The 13926-nt window shown below is 66.0% G+C and carries 6 protein-coding genes; all 6 read right to left on the bottom strand.

Going from position 1 to position 13926, the window contains the following annotated elements; genetic code table 11:
• Positions 1–18: 18 nt before the first annotated feature.
• On the bottom strand, positions 19–609 hold the full coding sequence (locus tag AC54T3_RS14910) for a hypothetical protein (RefSeq protein WP_496625980.1): 591 nt from the start codon (positions 607–609) through the stop codon (positions 19–21).
• Between the two features lie 38 nt (positions 610–647).
• Entirely contained in the window at positions 648–1973 is a 1326-nt protein-coding gene (nifV, locus tag AC54T3_RS14915) for a homocitrate synthase (protein ID WP_496625982.1), read from the bottom strand.
• Between the two features lie 285 nt (positions 1974–2258).
• Complete coding sequence (locus tag AC54T3_RS14920; RefSeq protein ID WP_496625983.1) at positions 2259–7325, bottom strand: PAS domain S-box protein; 5067 nt, start codon at positions 7323–7325, stop codon at positions 2259–2261.
• 175 nt (positions 7326–7500) lie between these two features.
• Positions 7501–8679, bottom strand: coding sequence for a protein-glutamate methylesterase/protein-glutamine glutaminase (locus tag AC54T3_RS14925; protein WP_496625985.1), 1179 nt, complete (start codon positions 8677–8679; stop codon positions 7501–7503).
• Positions 8680–8801: 122 nt separating this feature from the next.
• Positions 8802–9965, bottom strand: coding sequence for an EAL domain-containing protein (locus AC54T3_RS14930; RefSeq protein WP_496625986.1), 1164 nt, complete (start codon positions 9963–9965; stop codon positions 8802–8804).
• Positions 9966–10102: 137 nt separating this feature from the next.
• Positions 10103–13926: PAS domain S-box protein (locus AC54T3_RS14935; protein WP_496625988.1), on the bottom strand; the 3824-nt coding region annotated here is incomplete at its 5' end.

Raw genomic sequence — 13926 nt, forward strand, 5'->3', positions numbered from 1 at the left:
GGTGGTTCAGGGAAGATATCAACCGCCGAGCAGATGGACATTGTCGCCGGCGCTGGCGATCTCCTCGCGCCGCGCGGCCTTCTCGGCCCAGTTCAATAGGTCGCGAGTGCCGAGCTGGTCTTTTTGGTCGAAGGCTCGCACCGGCGCGAGGCGTTCGATGGCGGCTTGTGGCTCATCTTGGCGCAGCAGCAGCCAAGCCGCGCCCTTGAGCGCCAGGAGCAGGAAGCGGGTGCTAGTCATCGAGCGCTCCGCCGCCTGCTCGAGATCGGTCTGTGTAAGCTGGCGCCAATCCTCGCTCAGGCCGAGCTGACGGCTGCTGAGCAGGATGGCGCGATCGGCCATCATCACCGCCTCGGCATAGCGATGGCGGTAGTAGAAGAAGCGATAGAGCGCGACGATCACCGAGAGATGCTCCGGGGCCTTGAGATGAGCCCGCAGCAGGGCCCATTCGGCGCTGTCAACCGAGGTCAGCTCCAGATCATCCTCCGATGACCCATCGAGCGCCTGTGAGCGGTACTGCTGGCCGCTCTCGTCGAGCAGTTGCTGTACCTCGGCCGGCAGCGGCGTCTCGAAGTACATCGCCTCGTTGTCGAGATCGAGCAGGTCCATAATGATACCTGGGATGATGCTTGGGTCTCGTCGTTGGCTCAGGCCAGCCACGTCTGGTCGGACAGCGTTGAAACGGCGACCGGGCAAGCCGTTGCGCCAGTCGGGGGAGGGGCCTTGGCTGAGGCATTAGCTGGAGCCGGGGCCGCCGGGTTGCGGCCCAAACCTGAGCAGGGCGGGCAGACACGCAGAGGCAAGCGGTCTTCTGGCTGGGTGGCCGGGTCGATCGCTGTCAGCTCCAGGAACCGCCGCAGGTCGGCGCTCGCCGGCGAGCGTTTGGTCTCGGTGACGAAGCGGCGCAGCTGCGGCAGCACCCGCTCGGCCTGGGCGGCATCGATGTCGAGATGCAACAACTGCTCGTAGGCGAGGCGGATCGCCTGCCGGCCGGAGTGCTTGCCGAGCACTAGGCGATGCTGGCGCCCGACCTCGGCCGGATCGATGCCCTGATAGTTGTTCAGATCCTTGAGCAGACCGTCGACATGGATGCCGGCCTCGTGGGTAAAGGCGCCATCACCGACCAGACTCTTGTGCCAGCCGACCGCATGGCCGGAGGCCTGGGCGACGAGCTTGGACAGCGTCTCGAAACGGGTCAGATCGACGCCAGTGTGCACTCCATGCACATGCTTGAGCCCCATCACCACCTCTTCCAGCGCGGCATTGCCGGCACGCTCGCCGAGGCCGTGCACGGTGGTGTTGACGTGGGTGGCGCCGGCGCGCACCGCAGCCAGGGTATTGGCGGTGGCCAGGCCGAGATCGTCATGGGCGTGCATCTCGATCTCGCAATCGCAGACGCTGGCCAGGTCGTGGATGCGCTCGAAGGTACCAAAGGGGTCAAGTAGGCCGACGGTATCGGCGAAGCGCAGGCGACGGGCGCCGGCCTGTTGCGCCGCCTCGGCGACCTGCTTCAGCCAGTCGGGATCGGCGCGCGAGGCGTCCTCGCAGCCGACGCCGACCTCGAGGCCCTGCTCGCGCGCGATGCGCACCTCCTGAGCGATGCAGTCGAGCACCCAGGCGCGGTCGCGACCGAGCTTGCGCGCGATCTGCTGATCCGAGACCGGGATCGAGAGGTCGACCAGGTCCACGCCGAGGCCGACGCAGGCATCGATATCGGCGCTGCACATGCGCGCCCAGACCATCAGCCGCGCGTTGAGTCCGAGCGCGGCGACAGCGCGGATCGAGTCGCGCTCGTCCTCGCCCATGGCCGGGATGCCGACCTCGAGTTCGGGCACGCCGAGGGCATCGAGGCCGCGCGCGATCGCCAGCTTCTCCTCGAGCGAGAAGGCGACCCCGGCCGACTGCTCGCCATCGCGCAGGGTGGTGTCGTTGATGCAGACCCCGGGGGCTGCCAAGGTGTCGATGAGGGGCATCGGATTGGGCTCCGGTACGCGGTGCGATCACTTGAGGAAAGCAAACACCAGGCCAGAATCTCAAGCATCGCTGCCACAATGGCTAGGCTGTCTCGATAACCGACTGATTTTATGAGTTATAGGCAGCTTTTTCTCGGCGGCGAACGCACGCATCAGACTTGGTGTTGGTCTTGAGGCTGTTTTCGGATTGAGCGATCCGCGACGAACCCGCCGGAGGCTTGTCGGACAGCCGACAGGCGACGGGCAACAAGCCGACAAGCGGGCGGCGATCGCCGACAGCCGCGCTCAGACCGTGTCTTCGGTCTCCATCTCGGCCAGTGGCAGCAAGAGCGAGAACGTGGTCCCAACGCCAAGGGTCGAGCGCACCGACAGCCCGGCACCAGAGCGCTGCACGAACTCACGCACCATGAACATCCCCAGCCCGTGGCCGATGTGTTGCGTCTTGGTCGAGAACAGCGGCTCGAAGATGCGCGAGAGCACCGCTTCCGTCATGCCGCTGCCGCTATCGGTGACGCGAATCACGGCATAGTCGCCTGCGGGGAGATCGCCGACTGCCAGCGCCGGCTCGCCGGTCCAATGCTCGCGGCGGCCGATGACGCTGAGCGTGCCGCCTTCCGACATCGCATCGCGTCCATTGAGCGCCAGATTGAGCAGCGCGGCCTGCAGGAAGCCGGCATTGGTGCGAGCATTGAGTTCGGGCTCGACCCGCAGATCCCAGTTCAGCGTTTCGGGCAGCATCAGTCGCAGGATGTCGGCGAGTTCCGACAGGGGCTTGTGGAGCACCGTCGCGCGCAGCGGGACCCCGCCCGCTCGACTCAGCGCGAGCATCCCGGAGGTGATGACCTTGGCCTGGCCGAGCACGCTGTTCATGTCGTCGATGACCTGCTGGCTGTCGTCATCGAGACCAGCCCGCTCGACCAAGGCGCTCAGGTAGTAGAGATTGGCGTCGAGCACGGCGAGCACATTGTTGAAGTCATGCGCCACGCCGCTGGCCAGATGGCCGATGGTTTCGCGCTGCTTGGCGCTGACCAGGTCGCGCGCGAGCTGCGCGCCGTGCTCGATGGCGGCGATGCGCTGGCCGATGAAACGCAGTAGCTCGCACTCGGCACGACTGAGCGTGTTGCGCGCCTGGGTATCCCAGAGTTGGGTCAGCAGCCAACGCTGTTGCCCCGCATCGCCCGGAAAGCGCGAGGCGAGCACGACCGCGCTGGCGTAGCCATGCGCGCTGAGCGCGGTTGGCAGCGCCGAGCCGCAGATCAGTTGCGGCTGATCGAGCGCGTTGGAGGGCTTGGCGAAGAGCGCTTCCGTTGTGGTTTGCGCGCTCAGCTCGGCTGGCCCGTCGTTGGCGACCAGCAGGCGCGCCAAGCGTTGATAGGGCGTTTCAGGCGCGCGCCAGCCGGTCTCGGCGACGCACATGCCGAGCGCGTCATTGGCGATGGCGAGGAGCGCGGCGATCTCCTCGCTGGGGTCGAGCCCGCAGTTGCTGAGGTCGACCAGGCGCTCAAGGTCTCCGGCATAGTGCTGCAGCGCCTGCTCGGCGGCGCGGCGTTGGGTTTCGGCGTGTTGCACATCGGTGATATCCAGCGTGCTGCCGCGATAGCCGAGCAGGCTGCCATCGGGGCTGAGGATGGGCTGGCCATCAACACTGGTCCACAGGCGGCGGCCATCGGCGGCGCGCACGGGAACCTGGAAATCGCGCCAGGGTTGGTGCCCCGCCATGAGCGCGAAGGCCTGCGCCTTGATCTCGGCGCGCTCAGGCTCGGGGATCAGCTTATAGAAGGCCTTGCGACCGATCAAGGCCTCGGGTGGATAGCCGAGCAGGGACTCGGCGACGGGATTGACATAGGTATAGAGGCCAGCGGTGTCGATCTCCCAGGTCATCATGCGGCTTTGCAGCGCTAGGGCATCATAGCGCTCGGTGCTGGCCCAGAGTTCGGTGAGCACGCGCTTGCGCTCGAGCGCGCCGACGAACACGCTGGCGAGCACGCGCAGGAAATGCACCTCGCCCTTGAGCCAACCGCGCTCCTGATGCACGGCATCCAAACCGATAAAACCGCTCAAGCGTTGCTTGCGCCGCAGTGGCACCAGGATCAGCGACTGGATGTCCTGGAGTTCCAGATGGTGGCGAAGACGGGCCCAGTCCTCGGGCAGATCGGCGACCCTCGGGATGACGACCATGTCGGCCTCCGTGAGGGCATCCATCAGGACCGCGAAATCAGCGACCGAAAAGTGTTGCAGCGTCGCGATCATCGGCTCAATCCCGTCCGCGACCCATTCATGGGTGTTGCTGCACGTCTTGCCGTCGCGGTTGAGTTGGAAGATATAGGCGCGATCGGAGCCGGTGAAGTGTCCGACCTTCGCGAGCGCATCCTGGACTAGCGTGTCGAAGGGTTTGTCGGAGGGGTCGATGAAGGTCGTGGTCAGCGCCACCAATTCGCGCTCGAGGCGTTCGCGGGCGATCAGATCCAGCTCCGCCTGCTTGCGTTCGGTGATCTCCAGATGGATACCGATCAGGCGCTGTGGACGGCCATCGGGGGTACGCTCGATGAGACGGCCGGTGCTCTGTATCCAGACCCAGTGGCCGGCCTTGTGACGCATGCGGAATTCACAGTCGAACAGCGCCTCTTCGCCATCGAGATGGGCGTGCATCCGCCGGTCGACCGCAGGCAAGTCTTCCGGGTGCATGCGCTCGCGCCACATCATGCATGTGGTTTGCCGCAGGTCGGCCAGCCGGTGGCCGAGCATCTCGGCCCAACGGTCGTTGCAGTCGATCTCGTCGGTCGTCAAGCACCAGTCCCAGGTGCCGACGCGGGCGCCCTCAATGATCTGCTCCAGACGCTGACGGTGTTCGGTGAGCGCCATCTCGGCGTGCTTGCGGTCGGTGATCTCGGCGGCGACGCCGACGAAACGGCAGGGCTGGCCGTTGGCGTCATGGACCAGGAAGCGACGGTCGGCGATCCATTTGACTTCGCCATGAGGGGTGACGATGCGGTATTCGACCATCTCGGGGCCGCTGCCTGCTATGGTCTCCGTGCGACTCCAGACCTTCCGATCGCGATCAGCGGGGTGGAGGCTCTCGCGCCAGAGATGATAATCAGCACGGATCGCCGCCACCGGCCGTTCCCAGATCGCTTCGAAGGCGGGGCTGACATAGGTGAGCTGATCCTGCTCAAGATCGAAGACCCAGAAGACCTCCTCGATGGTCTCGGTGATCTCGCGCAGTTGCGCCTCGCTGGCACGCAGGCGCTCGATCGCATGGCGGCGCTCGGTATCGTCGCGTTGGATGCCGATGTAATGGCTGATCTTGCCTTGGGCATCGACCACCGGCGTGATGCTGACCGAGTTCCAGAACAGGCTGCCGTCCTTGCGGTAATTGCGAAACGTCGCCTGGCATGATTCGCCGGCGGCGAGTGCGGTACGCATGGTGCGCCGCGCCGGCTGGTCGCGATCCGTGCCCTGGAGAAAGCGGCAGTCTTGGTCCTGCACCTCGTCGCGACTGTAGCCGGTCAGATCCTCGAAGCCTTTGTTGACAAAGCGGATCGCATGGTCGCCATTGCCGAGGCGTTCGGCGATGACGATACCGGTTTCGGCTTGCGAGAGGGCGTCGAGCAGGACCCGATGGTCGCGGTGTAGCTTGAGGCTAGTCAGGGCGACGGCGGCGAGCGAGGCGCCATGGTCGAGCAGGGCGCGGGCAAAACGCCCAGGGGTTCCCGGCTCGGGCGCGGCGATCGCGAGCACGCCGAGGACACGGCCATTTTGACCGCAGATCGGTTGACACCAGCACGCGCCCGGAAGACTGGCCGCCGGATGGCGAAGCCGTGGTTGCGGATCGGCGGTCTTGGCGAGGTCGGTCGTGGCGCTGAACTCGGCGGTTTCAAAGGCGTGGCGGTAGGCAAAGGCCCCCTGTTGGCCGGCGAGCATCGTATTCAGCAGTGCGGTCCTCTCGGCATCCAGGCCCGGAGCGGCGAGCACCTCGAGGGTTTCCGCCGGGGTTGCCACCGCCAGATTGCAGTCATGTCCAGGCAGGTGTTGGGCGATGCGCCGGCACAGGTGCTCGGCGACCTGTTGCTCGTCGCTATCGGCGAGGATGAGTTCGCCCAAGGTCTCGGCCTGCAAGGTGCGCAGCGCACGCTCCTCGCGCTGTCGATCACGCTCCTTGGCGAGCGCGCTGAAGCTCGTCCGCAGACGCTTGCCGAGGTCGTTCATCGCGCGCGCGGCGGCCACCTCTTCCTTGATCGGGCTCATCGGCGGCGCCGGCATGGGCTGCTCCGAATCGATCAACGCTGGCAGCGCATCGGCCCTGATGAGTAGCGCTTGCAACGGCGCCGCTAGCCGGTGGCTGAGCCAGTGCGCGGCGAGTATGACCAGCGCCGCCCAGCCCAATAAGACGAGCAGCCAGCGCTGCAGCCAGGCATGGACCTGCTCGACCACAAAGCGGGCGCTGAGATCGATCTCGATCGCGGCGAGATGCGTCGTCTCCGGCAACGGTAGCCTGAGCCGGTAGCGTACCTGGCGCCAATCGGGCAGATCGTTCGGCCCGGCGTTGCCGTGGCTCACCGGCAGGAGGCGCTGTTGATCGGCGAAGGTCGCGGGCGGCTTGTCATCGGTGGCGGCGACCGTGGCTGGCAGCAGCCGCACGACCGGGTCTGCGGTGCGCGGTAAATGCTTGGCGAGCAGGCGCTGCAACTGCGTTTCGGAGGCGTGTGGCGGCGAGTTGGCGGCGTCCTCGGGCAAGATCTCGGCGGCGAGGGTGGCGAAGAGGCGCAACTGGTCGAGCAGTTCACGCTCCAACCGGTGATGGAAATCGTGCGTGCCGAGGTAGGTCAGGACGCAGGCTGGAAACAGCGCCGTCACGCTGAAGAGCACGAGCAGAAGCCGACGGATGGAGAGGCTGGGAGGGCAGCGACGGAACAACGCGACGACGAGGAGCACGCATTCGGCAAGCAGCGCGGCGACGATATCGTTCACCGCCTGCTTCAGGAGAAGCACCAGTGTCGGCACGATCTCGACGTTGCCCCAGAGCTGGTCTTGGAGCAACGTCAGTGGCGTGCCAAGGACCAACCAGTAGAGGCCAACCAAGAGCGGTAGGAAGGGCGGTTCGCGCTCGCGCCGCCGGGCCCACGCCAACAGGACGTAAACGAAAACAACCTCGGCTCCTAGGAGCAGCACCCCATCGGGCTGTTCGTGGAGCAGGGTCGTGATAGCGGCCTGCACGGCGGCAACCACAAGCCCGCCCGGCAACCCGAGCCAGACCAGCGCCAGCAGCACGGCCACCAAACCGAAGGGGAATTGCAAACCGTAGAGCAGCGGTAGGGAAACAGCGCTGCCGACCGCCGCCGCCGCAGCGAGCAATAGCGTCAGCAGCGGCGGGCTCCAGTCTGTTTGAGGTATTCGCTGCGATTCCCCGCGTTGGCTCGGTGCCCCCCTCCGAAACCATCGACTTGGCAAGGCGTATCCCCTGGCTAACATGCACGACTGTGGTCGATCGGCGACAGACCGTTAGCGCCAGAGCCGACTATTCCGGCGACTAGGGATGGTGTTCGCGACCATGAGAGACCCCTAGTATGGCCGAAAGTCGCGGCTCGATGAAAGCGAGCCGCAGGTCGAGCCCGGCGCGGGTCGCCTGCGGCTGTTGTTGGCCTGGGGCCGCTGTTAGCGCCCTCAGCCGGGGTGCGATCGCCTCCAGGGAGACCACCTCGCGCGCGGCGCCCAGCGCAATGGCTTCGCGGGGCATGCCGAAGATCGCCGAGCTTGCCTCGTCCTGCGCAAGCGTCAGCGCACCGGCCTCGCGCATCGCCAGCAGGCCGGCGGCGCCGTCCTTGCCCATCCCGGTCAGCAGCACACCGGTGGCCTTGCGTCCGACCAGTCGAGCGGCGGAGTGGAACAATACGTCCACCGACGGGCGGTGACAGTTGACCTCCGGACCCGCATCCAGACGGGTGACATAGTCGCCGCCCTTGCGGTCCAGCATCAGATGCCGGTCGCCGGGCGCGAGATAGGCCTGTCCGGGCAGCAGGCGCTCGCCATCGATGGCCTCCTTGACGTGGAGCGGGCTGGTGCGGTTGAGCCGCTCGGCGAAGGAGCGGGTAAAACCGGCCGGCATGTGCTGGACGATCAGCACCGGCGGGGTATTGGCCGGCAGTTGCTCGAGCACCTCGCGGATGGCCTCGGTGCCGCCGGTAGAGGCGCCGATGAGCAGGAATTTATCGCTGGCCGGCCTGCTCGGCGCGCTTGTCCGAATCGGCTTGGGCAAGCGGATCGGCGCCGATGCCGGGCGGGGCCGGGGCAAGAGCGCCTGTGAACGCGCTGCGGCGCGGATATTATTGGCGATCGCCGAACGCTCCGCAGTCAAGCCATCGCGCAGGCCGACGCGGGGCTTGGCGATCACATACCGCGCGCCGAGTTCCAACGCGCGCCGGGTTTCCTCAGAGCCTGGGTGAGTTCTTGAGGAGATCATCAGCACCGGCATCGGGCGCAGCCGCATCAGGCGTTCGAGAAACTCCAGGCCATCCATGCGTGGCATCTTGATGTCGAGCGTCAACACATCTGGATCATGTCGCTTGATCAGCTCGCGCGCCATGACCGGGTCTGCGGCGACGGCAACGACTTCCATATCCGGTTGCGCGTTGATGATCTCGCAGAGGAGTTCACGGACGGTCGCCGAATCATCGACGCAGAGCACTTTGATCTTCGGGGCGTTCAGCATGGTTGGTCTCCTCGAGTCTGAGGTCTGTCATCGCTGTGAGCGCGTCCGGCTGTATTCCGGCGTCTGGGCTCTCGACGATGGATAGGCTAGCCCGCCGGGATGAAGGCCTTGGTAAAGACTTGTTAAGTGCGCTCGCCGCTCGTCACGAACTGTTCGATCGGCATGGGGCGACCGAACAGATAGCCTTGCAGGTGATCGACGCCCATCGCGATGAGCTGATCGCGTTGCGCCTCGGTCTCCACGCCCTCGGCGACCACCTGCAGGTTCAGGCTGTGGGCCATGTAGAGCATGGAGGCGAGGAGATTGGCGGATTTCTCCGAGTCGAACATCTCGGCGACGAACGAGAGATCGATCTTCAGCGCATCGTAAGGCAGTTCGGCGAGGGCGCGGATGCTCGAATAACCGATGCCGAAATCATCGAGCGACAGCGAGGCGCCACCGAGGCGCAGTTGGGTAGTGAGCGCGCGCATCTGTTGCAGGTCGGGTAGGACCGCCGTCTCGGTGAGTTCGATGACGATGCGACTGCTGCCGGCAAAGGCATCGACCAGGCGTTTGACCATCGCGGTCGCGCCCTTGCGTTCGATGTTGGCGGCGGACAGGTTGACCGAGAGGAACTCGAGCCCGAGCGGCCTGAGTTGCGGCTCGAGTTCGATCAGGCGTTCGCTGAGCACGCGCGTCAGGTCCATGATCAGCCCGGAGCGCTCGGCGAGCGGGATGAAGGCCTCGGCGCCAAGCACGCTGCCCTCGGGCAGCGGCAGACGGGCCAAGACCTCGGCGCCGACCGGCCGCAGGGTGCGCGCCGAGAGGATCGGCTGGAAGTAGGGCCTGATGTGCCCCGCGTGCAAAGACTCGCGCAGCAGCTCGACACTGAGTGCCTTCTGGGCTTGAGCCTGGGCCTGGGGTTTTTTCGGACGCGCTGGGGGAGTGCGCCGGGACAGCGCTTCCGGGAGTTCGCGCACCAGATTGGCTTTATTGACGGCGCCGAACACGATCAGGCCCTTGTCCCGGGCGATGCGCCGCGCCGTATCCAACAGCTCGTCGCCCAGACCCGACAGGAACACGAGCGGCACCCTCGGGTGGTACTCGGACAGCCAACCGAGAACGTCGACGCCGGTTTCCGTACCGAGATTGAGATCGAGTACGATGACATCGGGCACGTGGCGGTCAAGATCGTCGCGCAGGGCGCCACTGGTGGTCTGGAAACGCACCTCGTGGCCGAGCAATCCGGCAAAGCGGCACAGGGTTCTTTCCATCCGTGGATCGTCATCCAAGCAGCTAAGGACCATGGGACTCTCCTCTCTCGGGGTCATCTCCCGCGCTGTTGAGACGTTCGCCGATGGCAACGCGGCGAAGCTCCGCGCGTTTAATCTTGATGGTGATCCTGAGAATAGAACAGCCGCCTCAGTCCATTGGTAAAGAGTTGTTAAGAGGCTTCGTTGGCGCCCTGGGTGGGCGCGAGCATCTGGCGCATGCTGTCCTTGAGGGTGCTGAGATCGATCGGTTTGCGCAGAATCGGCACGGGCTCGCCACAGCTGTTCAGCGGTGGCTCCCAATGCGCCTGCTGACCGGTCATCAAGATCACCGGCAGGGTTGGATACTGCTCGCTGAGGCGCGCGAACAGGTCGAGACCGTCCATCACCGGCATGGCGATATCGGACAGCACGAGATCGATGCCCCCCTCCAGCGCCGCCAGCCGCTGCAGGGCCGCTTCGCCGTGGCTGGCGGTCTCGAGCGCGAAGCCTTCGACTTTCAGCAGGCGGGAGAGCGCGTCGCGCACGCGGCGGTCATCCTCGACCAAGAGGATGCGGCGCGGTGCCTGCTCGCGTTGCGCTGCATCGATTGCCGCCGGGGATTGCGCCGTTTGCCCTGGTTGCGCTTCGGGCGGTGAAGGAGGCGACGCCGGGAGTGATGCGGGGGGCAGCAGCACCTTGGGTGTCGCGCGCGCGGGCAGTAAGAGCCGGAAACGGCTGCCTTGAGCGCTGTCGGAGTCGACCCAGAGGCCGGCTTGGGTGCGGGCGACGAACTCGCGCACCATGAACAGTCCGAGCCCATGACCCCGATGTTTTGCCTTGGTCGAGAACTGGGGCTCGAAGATGCGCTCGAGCAGCTCGGGCGGAATGCCGTTACCGGTGTCGGTCACGCGGACCTCGACGCAATCCGCCGCCGGCATGCTGCCGACCCGTGGCTGGCTGTCGGTCTGGGTCTCGGTCTCGGCATGAACAGGCTGGGCGGCAATGGTCAGCGTCCCTTGCTCGCTCATGGCGTCGCGGGCATTGAGCGCCAGATTGAGCAGCGCCGATTGCAGGAAGGCACGATTGCTGTAGGCCTGCAGTCCGGCCGCGATGTCGATGCGCAGCTCAATGCGCGGCGGTAACACCTGAGCCAGGATCTGCTCAAGCTCGCCGATGGTGCTGGCGAGGTCGATCGCCTCGAGCGGGATCTTGCCCGAGCCGCTGATGGTGAGCATGCCCGAGGTGATGATCTTGGCCTGCCCGAGCGCGCTGCGGGTCTCGGTGATGACCTGGCCGATCTCGGGGTCGGCGGCGGCCTGCTCGTCGAGCCCATCGGCAATGAAGAAGAGATTGGCGTCGATCACGCCGAGCAGATTATTGAAGTCGTGCGAGACGCCGCTGGCGAGATGGCCGATGGTGTCGCGCTCGCGCGACTGGATCAGGTTCTCTTGCAACTGGTGGCGGTAGCGCACGGCGGCGATGCGCTGGGCGATCAGGCGCAACAACTGGCGCTGCCCGAGTTCCAGCGGCGGGATCGCCCTGGCATGCTCGAGCGTGAGCAGGAGCGGCTCCTGATCGCCGTCCGGGGTGGTGCCGTCGATGACCACGCCGATCATGGCCGAGTGCGCCTCCGGGGAGGCCGCCGCCTCCGCAGAGCTTGCGATGATGACCGGATTGCTCCGCTCGGCGAAGGCCTCGTCGGTGAGCGCCGGCGGCGGCGCCTGGGGCGGATCGTGATCGTCGGGGACCGCGCTGAGCAGCTCACAGCTCGCATCGGCGCCCAGTCGCCAGACCGCAGCGCTGTCGAGCCGCAGGCTGCGGCGCGCGAGTCGCAGCAGCGCCTGAATCTGCTCCGTGTAGGGCATCGAGAGATTGACCAGGTCGAGCAGGGATTCGAGCTGCTCGGCGTAATCGGTCAGCTCCTGCTCGGCGGCGCGTTGGCGCTCGCGGGCCTCGTGCAGATCGGTCACGTTCTCGATCATCGCCAGCGCAATGGGCCCGTCTGCGGTGCTTGAGGGGAGCAACGACACCCGCAGATCGCCCCACAGCACCTGCCCATCGGCATGCAGGTAACGACTGGTGGTGCGATAGGCGCCGCGCTGTCCCTTGAGCACCTCGTCGAGTGCGCCAAAGGTGCCATGCAGATCGTTGGGGTGGGTGATGTCGTTGAGGCGCATCTGGGTCAGGATCTTGGCCTTGCGGCCCAGGAACTGTGCCAGCGCCTGGTTGACCAGCAGCGGGCGCCGATCCTGACCGATCAACGCGATGCCGATGGGCGTGTTGTCGAAGATCGCGCTCAGGCGCGCCTCACTGCGCGCGAGCCGCTGCAGCGCCAGTTGGCGCTCGGTGACATCCTTGGTGGTGCCGCGATAGCCGAGGCAGTGGCCGTCCTCGGCGAGGATGGGACGGCCGTCGCTCGACAGCCAAAGCGGCGTCCCGGCACGACTGCGAAAAGGGATGATGAGGTCATCGAGTGGCTGCCGCCGAGCCATGAGGTCGGCGGCTTTGGTGGCCTGTTCGCCGGCTTCCGGTTCGGCGATATAGTCGCTGTAATGGCGTCCGAGCATCTCGGCGGGGGCATAGCCAAGCACGGCTTCGCAGACCTCGCTGATGTAATGAAACCGCCCGGCCGCGTCGAGTTCCCAGGTGATGGTTCGGTTCTGGCGCGCGAGGGTGTCGTAGCGCGCATTGCTCTGTCTGAGCGCCGCGAGCGATCGCGTTCGTTGCTCGCTGGCGACCAGGATGTTGGCAAACAGTTGCAGGAATTGGGCCTCGACGGTGCTCCATGCGCGCGCTGTGTGCACCATCTCGACGCCGACGAAACCGAACAGATGCTCGTCGATCTGCAGCGGGGCGAGCAGCAAGGCACGCACCTGTTGGGTCTCGATGCGGTGGCGCTCCCGAACCCAGCGGCTGGCGCCGAACTCGGCGACATCGGCGATCACCACCGGCTCGCCGACGGCGAGCGGCGCCATCATCATCGGTAGCTCGGTGGCTGGCAGGTTGAGGTAATGCGCGCGAATCGAGGCCACGTTCTCGGCGGTCTGCTCAAGGATGGTCTCGACCTTGCCGCCGTCGGCGCTGAGGTAGAACAGATAACTGCGATCGGCGCCAATGAAGTCGCCGACGCGCGCGAGGGCCTGCTCGGTGCTCGTGCTGCTGGCGTCATCGGAGACGCTGACGAAGCCGGTGGCGAGCGCGAGCAGCTCGCTGACCATGGCCTCGCGTTTTGCGAGTTCGACCTCGGCCTGCTTGCGTTCGGTGATGTCGCGGCCGACGCCGATGATGCCGACGACCTCGCCGCGATCATCGCGCACAGCGGTGTTGGACCATTGCAGCCAGCGCGAGCCATGGACGGTGAGTTCGCGTTGCTCCAGGCTGCGATGATAGGGCGGTGCATGCAGTGACTGCATGGCGTCGGCGACCGCCGTGCGGTCGTCCGGATGCACCGAGGGCATGAAGGTGTTGCCCAGCAGCTCCTGCTCCGTGCGCCCGAAGGTCTGGCAGTAGGAGGGGCTGACGAACTCGAAACGACCTTGCACGTCGACGCGCACGATCAGGTCCTCGACGTTCTCGACCATCAGCCGGTAGCGTTCCTCCTGCTGGCGCAGCGAGGCCTCGGTGCGGCGCAGCTCGGTGACGTCCAGGCAGGTGCCGACCAGGCGCTCGGGGGCGCCCGTGGCGTCGAGGTGCAGGCGCCCTTGCTGTAGCAGGGTGCGCCTGATGCCGTCCGGGCCGCAGACATCGAGTTCGGTGTGATAGGCGCCCTGCGGGTGTTTTTTCGCCGCCGCATAGGCCCTGCTCAGGCGCAGGCAATGCTTGAGGTCGATGATCTTGAGGAAGGCTTCTAGGCTCGCGTCCACCTCGCCCGGCACGAAGCCGAACAGGCGAAAGGTCTCATCGGACCATTGCGCCTGGCCGCTGTGAATATCGAACTCCCAACTGCCGACATGGGCCATCGCCTGCGCCTCTTGCAGGCGCGCCTCGCTCAGGCGCAGGCGCTCCAGGGTCTCGA

Source organism: Halochromatium sp. NSM3 (assembly GCF_059621085.1).

Excerpts from the sequence above, each read along its gene's own strand:
- AC54T3_RS14925 (WP_496625985.1), bottom strand. The coding sequence starts at position 8,679 with ATGCTGAACGCCCCGAAGATCAAAGTGCTCTGCGTCGATGATTCGGCG.
- AC54T3_RS14910 (WP_496625980.1), bottom strand. The coding sequence starts at position 609 with ATGGACCTGCTCGATCTCGACAACGAGGCGATGTACTTCGAGACGCCG.
- nifV (WP_496625982.1), bottom strand. The coding sequence starts at position 1,973 with ATGCCCCTCATCGACACCTTGGCAGCCCCCGGGGTCTGCATCAACGAC.
- AC54T3_RS14930 (WP_496625986.1), bottom strand. The coding sequence starts at position 9,965 with ATGGTCCTTAGCTGCTTGGATGACGATCCACGGATGGAAAGAACCCTG.